Here is a 20,966-nt window from a genome sequence, read left to right on the forward strand (position 1 = left end):
CGCCTTCTTATTCAATCAGTTGACTTATTTTTCGTTTTAACGCTGTCAGTGTACTTTAACATTGCGGCTTTCACACCTTTGTTCTGCTGTAATAGTACTAAATTATGTTTGGCAGTGGCATTACCGAGTTCGACTGCGCGCTCAAACCACATGACTGCACGGAAGATATTTTTTTCTCCCCCTTCGCCACGAGCATACATTACAGCAAGGTTATTCTGTGCATCACTGTTTTTCTTAAATGCCGCATTTTCCAAAAGCTCTCGGGCCTTTAACGAGTTTTGCGCAACGCCAGTCCCCGTTAAATAGAAAATTGCTAATTGGTTTTTCGCCTCAATGCTATCCCCTTGTGCCAGTATTAACCAATTTGCAATTTGCGTAACATCGGCTTCTTTCCATTCACCAGCCAAATATAATTTGGCGAGCTTAATTTGTGCTGCGTTATAATCCTGATTGGCTAAATTTTGATACAATTCTACTGCCTTTACAGGGTTCTTTTGAATGCCACCTAACCCTTTCTCATAAAACTCAGCGACCTTCATTCCTGCTTCAAATGATTTGTTTTGTGCAGCTCGTTCATACCATGTGAATGCTTCAACTAAGTCTTTAGTTACCCCATTGCCAAGCTCATAAACTTTTGCAATAGCCAGTTGCGCCGAAGCATTGTTTTGCTGCGCAGCCCTTTTATACCAATACATGGCTTGATAACTATTTTTCTCAATCGAGTTATGGCCTTCCTGATAAAAATCGCCCATATTGACTTGCGCAATTGCTGAACCCATATTTGCGGCTTGGCGATACAAGTAAACGGCCGTATCATCATCCTGCTCTACCCCGTCACCGTTTTCATACATAACAGCAAGGTTATTAACCGCCGCTGCAACATTATTTACCGCACTTCTTTCATACCATTCACGAGCCTTTGAATAATCAACTTCGCCACCAAGCCCATCATGATAAAATAACCCCATAGCAAACTGTGCATTTGCATGCCCTTGCTCCGCAGCCTCTGAATACCATGCTTTAGCCTGCTGATAGTTTTGCTCAACTCCTACACCATGTTCATATAAATACCCCATGGCATATTGGCAATAAGCATCCCCTTTTTCAGCGCCTCGGCGATACCAGTACTCCGCTTGTTTAAATTTTTTTTGATTTTGCAGCAGCATACCTAAATAATAATCGCCATCTGTATTATCTAAATCAGAAACTTTTTTAAACCAGCGATAAGCTTCCTGATCATTGCTCTGCAAAAAATCGGTTCCATCCATATAGGCTAGCCCGACATCCACCATCGCATCGACATCCCCTTCCTTAGCAGATTTTAATTTAGCTTTAAAATCATCAGGAAATACGACATCGTTGGCCTGACTTGCGGTTTCTAGCGGCTTATTTTTTGTAGAAGGAGCTTCCGAAGTCGCTTGAGCCAAAGACGCGGTGCTCAAACACACTGCTAGAAATAAATACCGTAATTTCATCACCATTACCCATTCATTGGCGTTATGTTATTAACATAACATTCCAATAAAAAATTCATAAGGGATTCAAGCTGAAAAAACGCTATTAGGAAGAAATTTCGTCGAAAAATTTAGGTAGTGTTCATTCATCGCTAAAACGGCCACTACCTAAACCAAAGATTAACCTATCAAAGGCTTAATTAACGCGGTAACCACCATGTTTACTGGCAAATAAATTAAATTTACCCCACTCAATCAGTAAATGTTCCAGTTTTTGGTGACTAATTTTGCATAACTCAGAAATTTGCGACACAACAAAGTGGTTTTCACTCACTAATTCTGGGGCGAAAACTTCAGCTATCCATTCACATTCTTTAGTCGTGACCAACCAACCATCATTGGTAGAAAATTTATGGACTGGGATCATGCCTTCTTTACTACTTTCTTGCGATAACAGTTTGTTTTCATCTAGTTGTGCTTGATGAAATGCAGCTATTTCGTCTTGTGAAGGCACTGGTTCTACGGCTAAACGCTCTTCCAGAAATAAATAAATTTCTTCTGCACGCGCCGGTGTTAACTCGCTTTTTAGCCAAATTTGGTTAAAACAGTGCTCATCAAGGGACTCATCCGTATCGAGTTTGTCCATAATTTGTAAGATACTCATCATCGCACTGACCGCATCTTCGCTCATGAGAAATGTTTCAGGCGCCGCACTGTTTTGGATCTGATAAGGAAATGCCACTGAATGCGGCAGTTCATTTTCAATAATAAATTCATAGCTCATCATTAGACCCCTTTAATGTCTTTACCCATAAGATGGTGCCGAACACCTGAAAAATCAATACACTGTTTTATTAATCTTCTGGGTCATAGCCTAAATTAGGTGCTAACCAACGCTCAAGTTCCGTCACCGACAGCCCCTTACGTTTTGAATAATCTTCAATTTGGTCTTTCTGTAATTGAGCCACTGCAAAATATTTGCTATCTGGATGACTAAAATACCAACCTGATACAGATGCCCCAGGCCACATCGCATATGAACTAGTGAGTTTCATTCCCACTTGGTTTTCAACATCTAATAGCTGCCAAATCTTCTCTTTTTCTGTGTGCTCAGGGCAAGCTGGATAGCCCGGTGCAGGCCGAATACCTTGGTAATTTTCACGGATCAACTCGTCATTACTTAAATTTTCATCTTTCGCATAACCCCAATACTGCATACGAACCTGTTGATGTAAAAATTCAGCAAATGCCTCTGCAAGCCTATCCGCCAGCGCTTTAACCATAATTTTATTATAATCATCATGCTGTTTTTCGTATTCATCCGCCAGCGCATCCTCTTCTAAACCACCAGTAACAGCAAATGCACCGATATAATCGGCTTTACCACTGTCTTTAGGTGCCACAAAATCAGATAAACAATAATTCGGGAAATCCGTCTTTAAGGTTTGCTGACGTAGGTTCAAACTCACTGCTTGCACATGATGGCGTGTTTCGTCTGTATAGATTTCAACATCGTCACCAACACAGTTCGCGGGGAATAAGCCAAAAATACCTTTTGGTGTCAGTAAACGTTCTTTTTCGAGCTTATCTAACATCGCGTTAGCATCATTCAATAATTTACGTGCTTCTGACCCCACGACTTCGTCGTCTAAGATACGTGGGTACTTCCCAGCGAGCGACCACGTCATAAAAAATGGCGTCCAGTCAATATATTCACGTAAGGTTGTTATTGATGCATTGACCTCTTGAATACCCAAAAATTTCGGCACCGGCGGCTGATAATTAGACCAATCAATTTTCACCTTATTGGCTCGGGCAATATCAAGAGTGACTGGTGGTGTTTTTGGTCGTCTACGCCCATGTTGTAAACGTACCGTGTCATATTCACGGCGAGTACGCTCAACAAAATCTGCTTTTTGAGTATCAGACAATAACGCTGAAACCACACCAACAGTACGTGATGCATTTTGGACGTACGTGGTTGGTCCACTGTAGTTAGGTTCAATTTTCACTGCGGTATGTGCTTTCGACGTTGTTGCCCCCCCAATCAATAACGGCAACGTAAAGCCTTGTCTTTCCATCTCTTTTGCCACATGAACCATTTCATCAAGGGATGGCGTTATCAAGCCTGACAGGCCGATAATGTCGACATTTTGCTCACGTGCCGTTTTTAAAATTGTTTCGCATGGCACCATCACGCCTAAGTCGATGATTTCATAGTTATTACACTGAAGCACTACGCCAACAATATTTTTACCAATGTCGTGAACATCCCCTTTGACTGTTGCTAACAACACTTTACCAGCACTACTTCCCGATTGTTTAAGTTCTTGAATATACGGTTCTAAATACGCAACTGCTTGTTTCATCACCCGGGCAGATTTCACCACTTGTGGTAAAAACATTTTTCCTTCACCAAACAGATCCCCCACAACATTCATCCCGTTCATCAGCGGGCCTTCAATAACCTCGATGGGGCTTGATGCACGTTGGCGAGTTTCTTCTGTATCTTGAATGATAAATTCAGTGATCCCCTTAACAAGCGAATACTCAAGGCGTTTTTCTACGTCCCAACCTCGCCATTCCGCCTGTTGGATTTGCTGTTCTTGAGCACCAGCCCCGCGGTATTTTTCCGCTAATTCCAGTAACCGCTCAGTACTATCATTACGGCGATTTAATACCACATCTTCAACTGCATCTTTCAGCTCAGCGGGTAGGTCGTCATAAATGGCTAATTGCCCTGCATTCACGATCCCCATATCCATTCCATTACGAATGGCGTAGTACAAGAAAACGGCGTGGATAGCTTCACGGACTGGGTCGTTCCCCCTGAAAGAGAAGGAAACATTCGATACCCCACCGGATATCATGGCATGTGGTAGTTGTTGTTTAATATCCTTACAAACATCAATAAAATCAACAGCATAATTATTATGCTCTTCAATCCCTGTCGCGACAGCAAAAATATTTGGATCGAAAATGATATCTTCAGGGGGAAAGCCAACCTCTTCGGTCAACACCTGATAGGCGCGTCGGCAAATCTCAATTTTACGCTCACGTGTATCGGCTTGCCCTACCTCATCGAAGGCCATAACAACCACCGCAGCCCCGTATTTACGCAGCAGTTTGGCGTGTTCGACAAAGGTTTCAACCCCCTCTTTCATGGAGATAGAGTTAACAATTCCCTTACCTTGTATACACTTAAGCCCAGCTTCGATGACTTCCCATTTTGAAGAATCAATCATAATAGGAACACGAGCAATATCAGGTTCACCCGCAATTAAATTCAGAAAACGTACCATAGCAGCTTGGGAGTCCAGCATCCCCTCATCCATATTGATATCGATGATTTGAGCACCGCTTTCCACTTGTTGGCGCGCCACATCTAACGCTTCTAAATAGTTTTCCTCTTTAATCAGCCTTTTGAATTTTGCTGAACCCGTTACGTTCGTTCTTTCCCCAACATTTACAAACAGTGACTGTTTGCTGATATTCAATGGTTCTAAACCTGATAAACGACATTCAACAGGCAATTCAGGTAACTGACGCGGCATCACCCCTTTCACCGCTTCCGCCATTTTTTTAATATGTAATGGTGTTGTGCCACAACACCCACCGACGATATTTAAAAAACCTGCTGTTGCCCATTCATGAATTTGTTCAGCCATATTTTGTGCATCAAGGTCATACTCACCAAATGCATTTGGCAGGCCGGCATTTGGGTGAGCACTGACATAACACTCAGCAATTCTTGATAGCTCTGAAACATACTGACGAAGTTCATCAGGACCCAGTGCACAATTCAAACCAAATGAAAGTGGGGCCGCGTGACGCAATGAGTTATAAAATGCTTCTGTCGTTTGCCCCGATAAAGTACGCCCAGATGCATCAGTAATAGTGCCTGAAATCATAATAGGCAGCGAAACACCTAGCGCGTCTAATTCTGTTTCAACTGCAAAAATCGCCGCTTTAGCATTTAAGGTATCAAAAATAGTTTCGATCATAATTAGATCGACCCCACCTTTAACTAAAGATCGTGTAGATCCCCTGTAAGCTTCAACAAGTTGGTCAAAAGTAACATTTCTATAAGCAGGGTCATTTACATCCGGAGAAATAGAAGCCGTACGATTGGTTGGGCCTAAAACACCCGCCACATAGCGAGGCTGCTCTGGCGTTTTCCGTGTCCATTCATCGGCACATTCGCGCGCAATACGTGCAGCAGTTTCATTAATTTCATCGGAAATGGCTTCCATTTTATAGTCAGCCATCGCAATAGGCGTGGAGTTAAAGGTGTTTGTCTCAACGATATCTGCACCTGCTGCAAAATATTGATGATGTATATCTCTAATAATCTCAGGCTGTGTTAGTACTAATAAGTCATTATTACCTTTCACATCACAGGGCCAGTCAGCAAACCTATCCCCACGAAATTGTTCTTCCGACAACTTATGTTGTTGGATCATTGTTCCCATTGCACCATCTAATACCAATATACGTTTTTTTAGTTCTTGTTCTAATTGATTAATTTTTTCGGACACTGCACTGCCCTCCTAAAATGGAACACTGAGAAATAAGTCAAATTTTTACTTATAACATCCTATCACAACTTTTAACTCGAAAATTCGCTGTTATGATGAGAGTTTTTCAGGTTGCATAAAATCGGTCTTTCAACTGATCCGATGAGTATTTTTAGGTGAGATAGTACATAATAGAAACAAAATTACCGTCAGGAGAGACTTAATGGCAACGGCACCAATTACTAAAAAGATAAAAAAAGCAAAAGGGCCAGCAAGTGGAGCTACCGCTGCGGGGCAAGTTCAATCATTAAGTCGTGGGCTGACACTGTTGGAATACATTTCTGAATCCACCGGTGGCATTGCACTCACTGACCTTGCATTACAAGCTGGCTTACCAAATTCAACGACACATCGACTGTTGATGACATTAGAACAGCATGGTTTTGTGCGCCAAACGGGCGATCTTGGCTTATGGGTTATTGCATCTCATGCCTTTATTATTGGAAGTAGCTTTTTAGAAAGTCGTAATTTATTAGCGTTGGTTCACCCTATATTACGCCGTTTAATGGATGGGTCAGGGGAAACCGTCAATTTAGCTATCCTCGACCACTCGGAATATGATGCTGTTATTGTCGATCAAGTGCAATGCAACGCATTAATGAGGATGTCAGCACCTATTGGCGGGAAACTGCCTTTACACGCCTCTGGAGCCGGTAAGGCGTTTATTGCAAACTTACCCGAAGAAAAGCTAATCCCTCTTTTAAGCCGCAAAGGGTTACATGCCTATACTCCATACACGTTAACTAACCCATCAGCCTTAAAAGAAAACTTGCAACAAGCTAAAAAACAAGGGTTTTCCTATGATGATGAAGAGCATGCTTTAGGCTTAAGGTGCATTGGTGCCTGTATTTATGATGAACATAAAGAAGCCTTTGCTGCTATTTCTATTTCAGGGCCGTTATCACGTATTACAGATGACCGTATTACTGAATTAGGTGCGATGGTTATCAAGGCTGCAAAAGAAATTAGCCGTGAGTACGGCGCAAACCGTTAAATGACAAAAAGTGAAATGAGGCCCAAACCTCATTTCACTTTTATTATACTCATCAGCAATGTTAACCATTATGTAGCTTATATTTATAACTACTCCGTTTGCTCAAATAATTTGAAATTTTCCATATCTCGATATTTTTCAATTAAGGCTAACGCAATTGCCTCTGTTTCTGCATCGGCTAACCCTTCAATATCCCGCTGACGAAAGTGCAGCTGAAAGGCACGCAATGTCTTTTTGGTTTGGTCATCCAACTCGCCAGATAGAGGGATCGCCGAATAACCATAAAATTTCAGAGCCTTTTGAACACGTAACACATTAGCGGGTTCGTTAGCATTTCGCCCCGCTAAGTATTTACTAACTGTTTTAGCATCAGGCCATGCACCAATTCCTTGCTGAGCAAGACGCTGCCATGGAAATGCCCTACCTGGATCTTGTTTACGTAATGGTGCAATATCGCTATGACCGATAATATTTTCAGGCGGTATATTATACCGTTGCATAATATCTTGAACTAATGGAATCAATGCAACAATCTGCGATTCATTAAAAGGTACCCAAGTTTGGTTCCCAAGGCTATTTTCTTGAAGACCGGGATTTACTATCTCAATACCGATGGAAGTGTCATTCAAACCTTTTTGATGTTGCCAACGACTATAACCAGCATGCCAAGCTTTTAGCTGTTCGGGTACCAATTGTAATACAACTGGTTTACCGTATTTAAATTCAGGTTTACTGGGAATAAGATAGTGTGAACTCACATTCCCTTTTGTTAAAAGCTCTATCGAACGTGCATCATTAGAAACAGTGTAGTGTAAAATAATATATTGAATCCGTTCACTCGTATTTCTTGATGGGTAACGATTATCAAGGTAGTAGCCTTTATTAGATGCTGAAATCGAGCAACCAACAAGCAAAAACACAAATAATATCCCTATATATTTGAACATAAAACCATAACCTTAACTCATAATTAGTTAAGTTTTATTTAAGCATAATGTTATAGGGAACACTATTAAATAATGACATCTTAAAGAAAAAAAGTAGGAAAAAACGCAGGGTTCAAGATAAAAAGTAATAATATAAAATAAATAACAACTAGTTATGTATAATAATAAAGGTTACTTATAAATAAGAAATTTGATAAAATGCACATGAATATTCACGTTAAACCTTTTAAGCCCTTTACTGAAACTGAAAAGGTTTATTGAACAATAGCACTATATTTTATCTATAATAATCAGTTAGCTACAACCCCGTCCCTAACCATATATAAAATCATAAAAATTCAATTTAAAAATACAATTGATTATTTATATTTATAGAATTTATTTTAAAATCAGTTTTTTCCTTTAAGTAATTACCACAATAAATAGTGCCAAAGGAGATTAGTCAAATTAATTGGTTATTTCCTATAAATTAAAATTATGATTCAAAGCATGTTTTTTAAGTTTAATACTTTTCTAATAATATAAAATAGTTATAAAAACTTACCAAAATAAAGATACTAACCCCATCTAACTCTTTTTTTCATTCTCTACCTGTTTAGAAATAATTTTAGTTATTTCGTTAATATCAATATCGAGAAAAATGACAATTTCAATTAATTTATCTAAACTTAATTTATTAATTCCTAGTTCATAGCGTGATACTTGCTGCTGGCTCAAATGAATGACCGAACCTAATTCATTGCCTGATAACCCCTTGCTCACCCTAGCTTTTCGTAAATAATTTCCTAATAAAGCATAAATATTTTCCTTTTTAACTATATGCATATGCATACCATCTCCTAAATAAGAAAAAAAATTTTTAGCTAGTAATATTCATTATAAAATTAATCTTCATCATTTAAAATAGTTATGAACAATCAAATACATGTCAATTGATAGGTAAACATGTTTTTTATATACAAAAAAATGAGACCTTTGTATTATTTATGTAGCAATGCATTGCTTTATAAAAAGTTTTTCACTTCTTAATTACATAATTTCTTTTGTTGGTTTTTCTTGATCAAATCGATAATTTAATATAATTTTACACTTTAAATGTCACTAGAAATAATTAGCAACCAATAAAAACGATTATGTTTTTCAATTCTTAGAATATTTTAATTTAAAATATATTTTATATTCGCAGCTAAACCATATAAAAACAAAGATTAACTCATATTTATACAATATAATTAGGTCAAAAGTTCATCTTTCAATTCAATAACCACCAATTAACAGATTAATAATCTATTTTTGACCTAAATACAATAATGCCTTCTTTTCCTTGTATGTAGTGCTGTAATTCAACATCACTAACTTTGAAATTTTCACGTAATGAAGAAGCATTCCTAAAAATTGTTTTGTTTCCTTTTTGTATTACAATACCAACGTGACTAACATCCAAGCCTCTATTCGTTGAGTAAACACCAATATAATCACCGGTATTAAGCCTTGTAATCAAATCATTATCTATATATTTAGATGGAATATAGTTTATATCTCTATAGGTAATGGGCAACCCTAAAATATACGTCTTTCGATTACCTTTTAAATTAAGCTGCTTAGAAACGTTAACGGCATATGGGCTAATTTTAGCCGTAATGTCCTCTGCAACCGCGCTATCACCTTGTGCCCAATCCGAAAAAAAGTGGCGGCGGTTTTTGTATGTAACATCTTGATTAAAATAACGAATACTAGTCAGGTTCCTAAAAAATTGTGCACTATTTTCAGCCCCTTTAAATGCCTCAACGTACTCAATAAAGGTCATACAATCCATCGCTTCTAAATTAACGACTAAGTTTTCAGCAAAGAGTGGGCTCATATTTAACGTTTGTTTATCGTAGGGGGTATTTAAAAAATACTGAGTGAGCACATCAATTTTTTCTGCCGATGTTGAATGATATCGCTGCATTTCATTTTGTTGGTTGAATATACTGGTTAAAATTTTATGCGACCCCGATGTCAACACTACCTGAGCTTGGACATAATTAACCATTAGCAACATCAAGGTTGCAGTAACTAAGCGACGCATTCGCCCACTATTTGAATTTTTAGTATACACATTAACAATATTCCCAATTTACCTTAATTTTGCAGGCAACTGCTTCTATTTAATGACTATAGCATGAGTTTTAGTCCATTTCTTGTTCGATTTATTCCATAGTCAACCTTGATTAAGATCACATATAACTTCAAATATTCATTTTGAATATTGCAACTGTTCTATTTTCATTTAACAATGTTACCGGTAACATTTATTTTGTAACGTTATCTGGAATAGGTATAACGATAAGCACAACTTACATGACTTGCAGATTAATTGACTATAGGTCTGCATGATGGAGCAATTACCATGAGTTCTAATATCTCTGAAGTGACAAAATCTCCAGCACTCAATGAGGAACTTGAGCGCATTACACAGCGCATTATCTCTCGTTCTGCACAAGCTCGAGCAGCTTTCCTCAATAAAATTGAACGTGCTCGTAGTACAACTGTCCATCGAGCCTCGCTGGCTTGTGGTAACCTTGCTCATGGTTTTGCTGCCTGCCAAAATGATGAAAAGCAGATCCTTAAAAGTATGACGCGTTCTGATATTGCTATCATCAGCTCTTACAATGACATGCTTTCTGCTCACCGACCTTATGATAAATACCCTGAACAACTAAAAAAAGCGTTACTTGAATCGGGTTCTATTGGGCAAGTTGCAGCTGGTGTCCCTGCCATGTGTGATGGTGTAACTCAGGGGCAAGATGGGATGGAGCTCTCTATGCTAAGTAGAGATGTCATCGCGATGTCTACAGCAATTGGTTTATCCCATAATATGTTTGATGGCGCTCTTTATTTGGGTATTTGCGATAAAATTGTTCCAGGCTTATTACTTGGAGCCCTCTCTTTTGGGCATTTACCTGCTATATTTGTCCCTGCTGGGCCGATGGCCACGGGCCTACCGAATAAAGAAAAAGTACGTATTCGCCAACTGTATGTGGAAGGAAAAGTCGATAGACTTGCGTTATTAGAAGCTGAAGCAGCATCATACCATGGTATTGGTACCTGCACATTCTATGGTACCGCTAATTCAAACCAAATGATGATGGAAGTCATGGGGTTACACTTACCAGGTGCATCGTTTGTCCCCCCAGATTCCCCATTACGCTATGCGCTAACAGATGCAACAGCACAGCAAATTACCCGGTTAACCGAGCAATCTGGCCATTATTTACCAATTGGTCGCCTCATTGATGAAAAAGTTATCGTCAATGGTATTGTTGCCTTACTAGCAACTGGCGGCTCTACCAATTTAACGATGCACCTTGTTGCCATCGCTAGAGCTGCCGGGGTCATTATCAACTGGGATGATTTTTCTGATATTTCTGCAATTGTACCGCTCATTTGCCGAATTTACCCTAATGGCCAAGCTGACATCAACCAATTTCAAGCCGCAGGTGGCGTCGCATTACTAGTCCACCAACTGCTGCAAAAAGGCTTGTTACACCAAGATGTTCATACTGTAGCAGGCTTTGGTTTAACGCGTTACACATTAGAACCTTGGTTAAATAACGGGCAACTTGAATGGCGAGAAGGCCCAAAACATTCATTCAATACAGATGTTATTGCTGAAATTGACACGCCTTTTTCACCCCATGGAGGTACTAAATTACTCTCAGGTAATTTAGGCCGTGCTGTGATGAAAACGTCCGCGGTCCCCGAAGAAAATCAAATTATTGAAGCGCCTGCTGTAGTATTTAATAACCAAAATGATATCGCAAAACACTTTGAGTCAGGCAACCTTAATCGAGATTGTATCATCGTAGTTCGCTTCCAAGGCCCATCCGCTAACGGGATGCCTGAACTTCATAAATTAATGCCACCACTGGGGGTGCTTATCGATAAAGGTTATAAAGTTGCCTTAGTGACTGATGGCCGGCTATCAGGAGCATCAGGTAAAGTTCCATCCGCAATCCATGTCACTCCCGAAGCCTATAACGGTGGATTACTCGCAAAAGTAAAAGATGGCGATATCATTAGAGTAAATGCGTTAACTGGTGAATTACAATTACTTGTCGATGACACTGTATTAAACAAACGACAATCTTTCAAACCGGACTTAATCGCAGAACGTAGCGGTTGTGGCAGAGAACTTTTTGGCGCATTAAGAAGAAACTTGTCTGGTGCAGAAGAAGGTGCTTGTAGCATTGATTTTTAATCAATTGGTATTAAATAGGAATAAAAAATGAATAATTGGAACATAACCGCTGAAAGCGTGCTCAAACAAGGCCCTGTGGTCCCAGTCATTGTCATTAAAAAACTAGAACAAGCCGTCCCTCTCGCTAAAGCCTTGGTGAAAGGCGGCGTTAATGTACTTGAGGTCACATTACGTACCGAATGTGCAATTGAAGCAATTCGCCTGATTGCTCAAGAAGTCCCTGACGCCATTGTTGGGGCAGGGACTGTACTCAATGCGAAACAACTTGCTGATGTGACAAAAGCTGGCGCTAAATTTGCTATTAGCCCCGGTTTAACCGAAGAATTATTGAGTGCTGCAACCCAAGGAAATATCCCACTGATCCCCGGCATTTCAACGGTTTCAGAACTAATGCTGGGTATGAATTATGGTTTGAAAGCATTCAAGTTTTTCCCAGCAGAAGCGAATGGTGGCGTTAAAGCCTTAAAAGCCATTGCCGGCCCTTTCTCACACGTAAAGTTCTGCCCAACAGGGGGAATTTCACCAGAAAACTATCGTAGTTATTTAGAACTAGAGAGCGTTCTGTGTATTGGTGGCTCTTGGTTAGTGCCCGAAGAGGCTTTAACTACTGGCAACTACGAAAAAATAACCCAACTTGCCCAAGAAGCAGTATTGGGTGCAAAGCGTTAAAACAGCGAAATTCTATTTACCGTTGAGAACGATTCGATACTACTGACTGAGTCGTTCTCAATGTAGCTTTCTTTAACCCTATCAATTTTTTATCTCATGAATCATAAGCTATTTCATTAAACCTATGGCAAAAACGTAGCTCTTCTCGATATGCATAAACATCCTCGACATGACCTGCCAAAATTCGCTTTTGCAACTTTTGCCAGTAATCTGCCGAAAATAAATCGGCATGATAACGTCGCAGATAATCACCAATTTCTGCCGTTTGACAAATAAAAGAAACAAATTCTTCAGGAAAAACATCCTGTTCACCAATGCTATACCATGGCTCATTAGCGAGCTCTTGCTCAGGATACAATGCCACAGGAATTTTACGGAAATTAACTTCTGTCATATAACAAATTTCATCGTAGTCATAAAAAACAACCCGACCATGACGCGTAACACCAAAGTTTTTAAATAACATATCACCAGGGAAAATATTCGCCGCCGCCAACTGTTTAATTGCCAAGCCATACTCATTCAAAACACTTTTTAGCTGTTCCTCATTTGCGTTATCCATATAGATATTTAAAGGCACCATCTTTCTTTCCATGTACAAATGGCGGATCAACACTTGGTCTCCTAAATCTTCAATTTGTGAAGGAGCCTCGTTTAATAGCTCTGTCATCAATTCTTCACTAATAGCGCTTTTATCAATCACAAAATTTTCAAATTCTTGTGTATCTGCCATACGCCCAACTCTATCGTGTTCTTTGACAAGCCGATAACATTCCTGCACCCTTTCTTTCGTGACATCCTTTTGTGGGGCAAACTTATCTTTGATAATTTTGAAAACACGGTCAAAAGAAGGCGCTGTAAATACAAGCATCACCATTCCTTTAACGCCTGGTGCAAGCGTAAATTGCTCACGGGCAAAATTAATATAAGCAAGATACTCACGGTAATACTCTGTTTTTCCATGTTTTTGACAACCAATCGCCATATATAATTCAGCAATGGATTTACTGGGCAAAATTTCCCGCAGCCAAAATACTAATGCCGCAGGGAAAGGTGCATACACCATAAAATAAGAGCGAGCAAAGCCAAACACAATACTCGCTTCATCAAATTCGGTGAGGCAGGTATCGATGTAAATTTGCTTATCATCATCATGATGAATGGGAAGTAAAAATGGATAGACTTCATCATCAATATAAATTTTACCAACTAACCAAGCAGCTTTGTTACGATAAAACAGTTCATTGGCAATATGAAAACAGACTTTTCGCTTTTCAAATCCTGAAAACCGTGAGTGCAATATATTGATAATACAATGAATATCAAACTCTAAATTTCGCCATTTTATTCTTAATGGTAACCCACTTAGAATCGAAAATAGTAACCCATACAGATTATCATCAACCTGATACTCCCAAGCCAATGGCCGAGGGGAAATAGAAAACCGCCTTACAGGCTGAGAAGTAAAAATGAATAAGTTATCTTGTGTAAGGTCTCGGTGTTGAAATAAACGGCAATAAACTGAATTAAAAAAACTTTCTGCTATCTCGAAGCGTGGGTAATCTGGCAACAACGTTTTATACACATTTTTTATTTCTGATAGTTTGTTTGGTGTTAAAGATTGAACTAACCCCATGAATTGTAGCTGGGCAACAACCAAACCAACATGGTGATCATAAAGTTGGATCCTTCTTTTCATTGCATGTTGGATAGCATGCCAATCCCCTTGCTCAAACCTTTCCTGAGCTCCTGAGGTTATCTCTAGAAAACGCCCATATTGCGCATCAAATCCTTGTAGAATGGTTTGGGCTATTATCTGTTCAGTCGTGAGTATCATACTCGCTCCTATTTGAACTAATTTAAAAAAAACAGGCACTCAACGTGCCTGCAAATTAATAGATACACCTAACCAATAAGGACACCGAATGAAATGAAGCCAATTAACTAGAATTGTTCTTCTTCTGTCGACCCTGTTAAAGCAGTGACTGAAGAAGTCCCCCCTTGAATAACCGTTGTAACTTTATCAAAATAACCAGTACCTACTTCTTGTTGGTGAGAAGAGAAGGTATAGCCTTTATTTATCGCCGCAAATTCAGGCTCTTGCACTTTTTCCACGTAATGTTTCATACCTTCACCTTGTGCATAAGCATGTGCAAGGTCAAACATGTTGAACCACATACTATGAATGCCCGCTAAAGTAATAAATTGGAAGCGATAACCCATGGCTGACAACTCATCTTGGAAACGTGCGATTGTGGAATCATCTAAATTTTTCTTCCAATTAAATGAAGGTGAGCAGTTGTAAGCCAATAATTTACCTGGGTATTTAGCATGAATTGCTTCAGCAAACTGGCGCGCAGCATCTAAGTCTGGTTTTGATGTTTCACACCACACGAGGTCTGCATAAGGCGCGTATGCCAAACCACGACTAATCGCTTGCTCGATACCTGCGTTAGTCCGGAAGAACCCTTCAGAAGTACGCTCACCAGTGACAAATGCCGAATCATATGGGTCACAATCAGATGTCAGAAGATCAGCTGCATCGGCATCAGTTCTTGCGATCAGGATCGTTGGTACACCAGAGACATCAGCGGCTAAACGTGCGGCAACTAATTTTTGAACAGCTTCTTGAGTCGGAACCAATACTTTACCGCCCATATGACCGCATTTTTTCACTGCAGCCAATTGGTCTTCAAAGTGCACAGCCGCTGCCCCTGCTTCTATCATATTTTTCATTAACTCAAAGGCATTCAATACCCCACCAAAACCGGCTTCTGCATCTGCAATAATCGGTAAAAAGAAATCAATATATTCTTTATTATCTGGCCCAATGCCATTCGCCCATTGAATTTGATCTGCCCGGCGAAAAGTATTGTTAATTTTCTGAACGACAGAAGGAACCGAATCAACTGGGTAAAGTGACTGATCAGGGTACATACTTGAGGCTGTATTTGCATCAGCAGCAACCTGCCAACCAGAAAGATAAATGGCCTCAACACCAGCTTTTGCTTGTTGTAATGCCTGCCCACCTGTCAATGCACCTAGTGCATTGACGTAGCCTTTCTTAGATTTGCCATTCAGTTGTTCCCAAAAGCGCTCTGCCCCCCTACGAGCAAGGGTATGCTCCGGATTAACAGAACCGCGAAGTTTGATAACTTCCTCAGCAGAATACGGGCGATTAATGCCTTTCCAACGTGGTTTCTTCCATTCATTTTCTAATTGGGCAATTTGGTCTAAGCGCGATGTCGTCATGATTAACTTCCTTTATAAGAATATGTAGGGTTTATCGAATTTATATTTGTTGTTACTAATCTAATAATTGGTAACCAGGAATAGTTAAGAACTCAATAAGTTCATCTTGTGTCGTAATTTGGCGCATTAGCTCCGCTGCTTCACGGAAACGACCATGCTGAAAACGCTTATCACCAAGTTCTTTTTGAATAACTTGAAGCTCTTCATCTAGCATTTCTTCGAACAACGCTTTTGTCACTTTTTTGCCGTTGGTTAGTGACTTTTCATGCCTGATCCATTGCCAAATCGAAGTTCGAGAAATTTCAGCGGTAGCAGCATCTTCCATTAACCCATAGATAGGAACGCACCCATTACCTGAAATCCATGCTTCAATATATTGCACAGCGACCCGAATATTTGCCCTCATACCTGCATCGGTTCGTTCACCTGCGCAAGGTTTTAATAGTTGCTCCGCTGTGATTGGTTCGTCAGAATCACGAGTAACATGCAGTTGATTGGTGTTCTCTCCTAGAACTTGGTTAAAGACATCCATCACTGTATCTGCAAGACCTGGGTGAGCAACCCACGAACCATCGTGACCATTTTTTGCTTCAAGCTCTTTATCTGCTCTTACTTTAGCCAATATAGCTTGGTTCTCTGTTTCATCTTTACTTGGGATAAATGCGGACATTCCCCCCATAGCAAAAGCCCCACGACGATGACAAGTTTTAATAAGCAAACGTGAATAAGCACTTAGAAAATCTTGGGTCATCGTAACCACTTGGCGATCGGGTAGTACCCTATCTGGGTGCTCTTTTAATGTTTTGATATAACTAAAAATATAATCCCAACGACCACAATTTAACCCGACAATGTGGTGACGCATGTGATACAAAATTTCATCCATCTGGAATACCGCAGGTAAAGTTTCAATTAAAACTGTTGCTTTAATTGTTCCACGAGGCAAACTGACAGCATCTTCTGCAGCACTAAATACATCACTCCACCATTTTGCTTCCTGCCAAGATTCCAATTTAGGGATATAAAAATAAGGCCCACTTCCTTTCTTCAACAACGCTTGATAGTTATTAAAAAAGTAAAGTGCAAAATCAAATAGCCCCCCCGGAATATTTTTTCCCGCAAGTGATACATGCTTTTCGTCTAGATGTAGCCCTCGTACACGTGCAATTAAAACAGCAGGGTCAGATTTAAGCTGATAAACCTTACCTTTTTCATTGGTGTAAGAAATATCGCCATTAATTGCATCACTTAAATTGATTTGCCCATCAATCAATTTTTCCCATGAGGGAGAAAGAGAGTCTTCAAAGTCAGCCATAAATACTTTAACGTTGGAATTCAAAGCATTAATAACCATTTTTCGTTCGACAGGACCTGTTATTTCAACCCGGCGGTCACGTAAATCCTCAGGTATATTCTGTATTTTCCATTCTGATTTTTTAATGGAATCAAATTCCGAAATAAAATCCGGCAATTCGCCCGCATCAATTTTTTGTTGCCTTATGATTCTTTGTTTTAGTAACTCTTCACGACGTGGTAAAAACGCCTCAACCAAATTTGAAAGAAACTCAATAGAATCATTATGTAAGACTCTAGTATCTTGCTGAGATATTTCCTTTGAAAATGCTAACTTTGATATTAACAATTGATTTTCCATTGACCTTTCCTCATTCACATCTGACTATGAATTAAGCTTACGATCAAATAACAAATAAATCAAAAACCGTTTCCATTTTATATAAAATACACCTTATCTTTATGATATTAATGGCATTTTACAATTATTTATTTTTGAACAACGATTCTTATAACAAGATAAGTAGTGTTAAGCACTTGTTAAATAAAACAATTACTAAAAAGTAAAATTGTTAAATAATTTACCCCAAAAATAAAAAAAGCAGCCATAAATGGCTGCTTTAGTTTTAAATATTGTAAATTTTCTGGAATATTAATCTAAATAAAATGCTAAATATAATTAGTTAGAGTGACATGATAAACATTTTAAGCTTAATATCCCTTATTTTAATCTAGTGTAGGCTCCATGTGAGTAAGATCGAATGGTGTGATCTGGTACACATAATAATTAAGCCAATTCGAAAAAAGTAAGTGCCCATGGCTTCGCCAGCTAATTGTTGGGCCTTTATTAGGATCATTATTTTTAAAATAATTACATGGGATTTCTGGTGAAATACCTGCATCAACATCTCGCCAGTATTCTTGAGCGAGCGTATCTCTATCATATTCAGGGTGGCCAGTAACAAATGCCAAGCGTTTATCTTTTGATGCAAATAAATAAGCACCGGCTTCTGCTGAACTGGCTAAAATTTCAAGATCGGTATGCTTGCGGATAAGCTCTTCAGGGAAATCTGCATAACGAGAGTGTGGAGCATAGAATGAAGCATCAAACCCTCGCGTTAATAATGCATACGGCTCCAATGTATCATGCTGATATACGCCTGAAAGTTTTTCTTCTCTAGTCCATTTTGGCAAATCATAAAGAACTTTCAATGCAGCCTGTACGGCCCAACACACAAAGAGCGTTGAAGTAACATGGCTTTTCGCCCATCTAATTACCTTTTCTATTTGTTCCCAATAACATACATCGGTAAATTCAACTAGCCCTAACGGAGCTCCTGTTACGATTAAACCATCAAAATTTTGGTCTTTAATATCTTCAAAATCACAATAAAAATTATTCAAATGCTCTGTAGGAGTATTTTTAGATTCCCTTTGGTCAATACGCAATAACTGGATATCAACCTGTAATGGTGTATTAGATAAAAGCCTTAAGAACTGATTTTCCGTTTCTATTTTTTTAGGCATTAAATTCAGTATTAACACTTTCAAGGGGCGGATCTCCTGAAGGCTAGCTCTTGTCGTTGTCATGACAAAAACATTTTCTTCACGTAAGAAATTAACTGCGGGTAACTCGTCTGGTAAACGAATTGGCATCATTCATCCCCTTTTATATACTTTTATACGTTTAGACTTCTAGAATGCTAAATAATCTAACCAATGTTACTTACCTTGTCGAGCTTTTCAAGACTAATTGAAATAATTTCACGTAGATTCATTTGTCATGGCATTAACTTGAGTATACCTATCTTATAATGTATTGATTTTATATATTTTTTAATCAATAGTGATATTTTATAGATAGATATTCTACTTAGACGTTTTAAGCATTAGGTAAAACTAGGGCAGTATTCATCGCTGCTGAGCAGTGACTGTATTATTTAGTTATACATCGCAAAATTATTTCAAAATACTGTACCAAAAATTATTTAATAAACGTCTTTATGTCATTATCAAATGGCAGCTTTAGCTATTACTAAAATAATATGTAGTCGTTAATTTAAGCTCTAAAATGCCCTATATCCCAAAACTTGTGAGTTGTTACTTACTACTTTAAATACGACACACCTATTCAAGACACCAATATCATTACGCTTTCCACGTAAACTAATACCCAACTTCCTCATGCCTTGTGCGATACTTCCCCGACAGCCAAGCTCACGCTAGCTTCACTCTGTATTTGCTCCCCCCAACTCAGTGAGTTGTTACTCACTACTTTAGATCCGACACACCTATTCACCATACCAATATCATTACACTTTTCGGATGAACTAGAGCCAAACATCTCTACCCCCTGCTTAGCCTTTCCCTAGCTGATTAATTTATTCTTATTTTTTCAGTGGATTAAACCAACCTCGATAAGTGAGTTGTTACTTACTACTTTAAATACGACACACCTATTCACCATACCAATATCATTACACTTTCCGCATAAACTAGTACCAAACTTCTCTACTCCCAGCTTAGCTCCTCCCGTAGGTAATTGATTTAATTTTATTTTTCAGCATATTAAACTCACCCCGATAAGTGAGTTGTTACTTACTACTTTAAATCCGACATGCCCATTCAACACATCAATATCACTGTGCATTCAGAGTGAACTGATGCCCAACTTCCTCATGCCTTGCTCAGTCCTTACTCTACAGCCAAGCTCACGCTAGCTTCACTCTGTATTTGCTCCCCCCAACTCAGTGAGTTGTTACTTACCACTTCAAATACGACACACCTATTCACCATACCAATATCATTACACTTTTCGGATGAGCTGATGCTAAACCTCTCTACTCCTAGCTTTAGTCTCTCCCCTAGCTGATTGATTTATTTTTATTTCTCAATGTGTTAAACCAACCTCGATAAGTGAGCTGTTACTTACTACTTTAAATTCCACACACTTATTCAACATAACAATGTTATTGCACCGTTGAGGGAGGATTAACACCGCCTCAAATCACGGCCAGACGAAAACTTGAGGAATAAAAAATCAGGATGATGGGTTACAAAACAGAGTCCGCTCAGTTCATAAGGAATAAAGGAATAAAGGAATAAACAAGTTAAAACGAGATGGGCAGGAAAAGAATATCTCTGTACTAATGAGGGGTTAACCTAGTCCTCTGCTAATCAGACTGTTAATTTAGAAGCTAGACATAAGCAGTTAGCAGTTAGCAGTTAGCAGTTAGCCTACAGGATAATAAAATATGCAGTGGTCTCAATGCCTCATTACCCTAGGCAGAGCCCTCACAATCAGAGTCGCCCTGAGACTGAACACCTCACTCTTCGCTCCACACTGCCACGCCTCATCACCTAACCCCCAAACGCAAAAAAGCCACCCAATGGGTGGCTTTCTCACTAATTTAATGTCTGGCAGTTCCCTACTCTCACATGGGGAGACCCCACACTACCATCGGCGCTACGGCGTTTCACTGCTGAGTTCGGCATGGGGTCAGGTGGGACCACCGCGCTATTGCCGCCAGACAAATT

At 39.2% G+C, this 20,966-nt stretch carries 13 protein-coding genes and 1 rRNA gene; 3 read left to right on the top strand and 11 right to left on the bottom strand.

Translation table 11 applies throughout. The features are described from left to right. Positions 1-11: 11 nt before the first annotated feature. The 3 genes from ACHB7C_RS14050 to metH all read right to left on the bottom strand — a co-directional run bounded on the left by ACHB7C_RS14050 (position 12) and on the right by metH (position 5,992). Complete coding sequence (locus tag ACHB7C_RS14050) at positions 12-1,475, bottom strand: SEL1-like repeat protein (RefSeq protein WP_395347628.1); 1,464 nt, start codon at positions 1,473-1,475, stop codon at positions 12-14. A gap of 175 nt (positions 1,476-1,650) precedes the next feature. Beyond that, positions 1,651-2,241, bottom strand: coding sequence for a hypothetical protein (locus tag ACHB7C_RS14055; RefSeq protein ID WP_173424840.1), 591 nt, complete (start codon positions 2,239-2,241; stop codon positions 1,651-1,653). A 67-nt stretch (positions 2,242-2,308) separates the two neighbouring features. Then, the gene (metH, locus tag ACHB7C_RS14060) at positions 2,309-5,992 is read right to left on the bottom strand and encodes a methionine synthase (protein WP_166686091.1); all 3,684 of its coding nucleotides are present in this window, start codon (positions 5,990-5,992) and stop codon (positions 2,309-2,311) included. A gap of 202 nt (positions 5,993-6,194) precedes the next feature. Here metH and iclR point away from each other — a divergent pair, with 202 nt between their 5' ends. Next, positions 6,195-7,025 (top strand): glyoxylate bypass operon transcriptional repressor IclR, encoded by an 831-nt coding sequence (iclR, locus tag ACHB7C_RS14065; RefSeq protein ID WP_042848533.1) that lies wholly within the window; start codon positions 6,195-6,197, stop codon positions 7,023-7,025. An 89-nt stretch (positions 7,026-7,114) separates the two neighbouring features. Here iclR and ACHB7C_RS14070 read toward each other — a convergent pair whose 3' ends face one another. The 3 genes from ACHB7C_RS14070 to ACHB7C_RS14080 all read right to left on the bottom strand — a co-directional run bounded on the left by ACHB7C_RS14070 (position 7,115) and on the right by ACHB7C_RS14080 (position 10,073). After that, a complete protein-coding gene (locus ACHB7C_RS14070; protein WP_042848535.1) occupies positions 7,115-7,972 on the bottom strand; it encodes an N-acetylmuramoyl-L-alanine amidase in 858 nt (285 codons plus the stop codon). A 567-nt stretch (positions 7,973-8,539) separates the two neighbouring features. Next, positions 8,540-8,803, bottom strand: coding sequence for a helix-turn-helix domain-containing protein (locus ACHB7C_RS14075; protein WP_173424841.1), 264 nt, complete (start codon positions 8,801-8,803; stop codon positions 8,540-8,542). A gap of 448 nt (positions 8,804-9,251) precedes the next feature. After that, positions 9,252-10,073, bottom strand: coding sequence for an N-acetylmuramoyl-L-alanine amidase-like domain-containing protein (locus tag ACHB7C_RS14080; protein ID WP_395347632.1), 822 nt, complete (start codon positions 10,071-10,073; stop codon positions 9,252-9,254). 291 nt (positions 10,074-10,364) lie between these two features. Here ACHB7C_RS14080 and edd point away from each other — a divergent pair, with 291 nt between their 5' ends. Together edd and ACHB7C_RS14090 are read left to right on the top strand one after the other, a co-directional pair. After that, positions 10,365-12,215 carry a phosphogluconate dehydratase gene (edd, locus tag ACHB7C_RS14085; RefSeq protein WP_048608838.1) on the top strand — a complete coding sequence of 617 codons (1,851 nt, stop codon included), beginning with the start codon at positions 10,365-10,367 and terminating at the stop codon, positions 12,213-12,215. Positions 12,216-12,242: 27 nt separating this feature from the next. After that, positions 12,243-12,884: a bifunctional 4-hydroxy-2-oxoglutarate aldolase/2-dehydro-3-deoxy-phosphogluconate aldolase gene (locus ACHB7C_RS14090; RefSeq protein ID WP_166686092.1), complete on the top strand. Its 642-nt coding sequence runs from the start codon at positions 12,243-12,245 to the stop codon at positions 12,882-12,884. 94 nt (positions 12,885-12,978) lie between these two features. Here the strand turns inward: ACHB7C_RS14090 and aceK are convergent, their stop codons facing one another. From aceK to rrf, 5 genes are all read right to left on the bottom strand, one after another. Next, the gene (gene aceK, locus ACHB7C_RS14095; protein ID WP_042848538.1) at positions 12,979-14,721 is read right to left on the bottom strand and encodes a bifunctional isocitrate dehydrogenase kinase/phosphatase; all 1,743 of its coding nucleotides are present in this window, start codon (positions 14,719-14,721) and stop codon (positions 12,979-12,981) included. Positions 14,722-14,828: 107 nt separating this feature from the next. Beyond that, a complete protein-coding gene (aceA, locus tag ACHB7C_RS14100) occupies positions 14,829-16,136 on the bottom strand; it encodes an isocitrate lyase (protein ID WP_042848540.1) in 1,308 nt (435 codons plus the stop codon). A gap of 55 nt (positions 16,137-16,191) precedes the next feature. Beyond that, positions 16,192-17,790: a malate synthase A gene (gene aceB, locus ACHB7C_RS14105; protein WP_395347635.1), complete on the bottom strand. Its 1,599-nt coding sequence runs from the start codon at positions 17,788-17,790 to the stop codon at positions 16,192-16,194. A gap of 365 nt (positions 17,791-18,155) precedes the next feature. Beyond that, a complete protein-coding gene (metA, locus tag ACHB7C_RS14110; RefSeq protein ID WP_129466965.1) occupies positions 18,156-19,085 on the bottom strand; it encodes a homoserine O-succinyltransferase in 930 nt (309 codons plus the stop codon). A 1,759-nt stretch (positions 19,086-20,844) separates the two neighbouring features. Beyond that, positions 20,845-20,960: ribosomal RNA gene (rrf, locus tag ACHB7C_RS14115) — 5S ribosomal RNA — on the bottom strand. Positions 20,961-20,966 lie beyond the last annotated feature (6 nt).

Source organism: Providencia sp. 2024EL-00732 (assembly GCF_044006275.1).
Lineage (GTDB): Bacteria > Pseudomonadota > Gammaproteobacteria > Enterobacterales > Enterobacteriaceae > Providencia > Providencia huashanensis.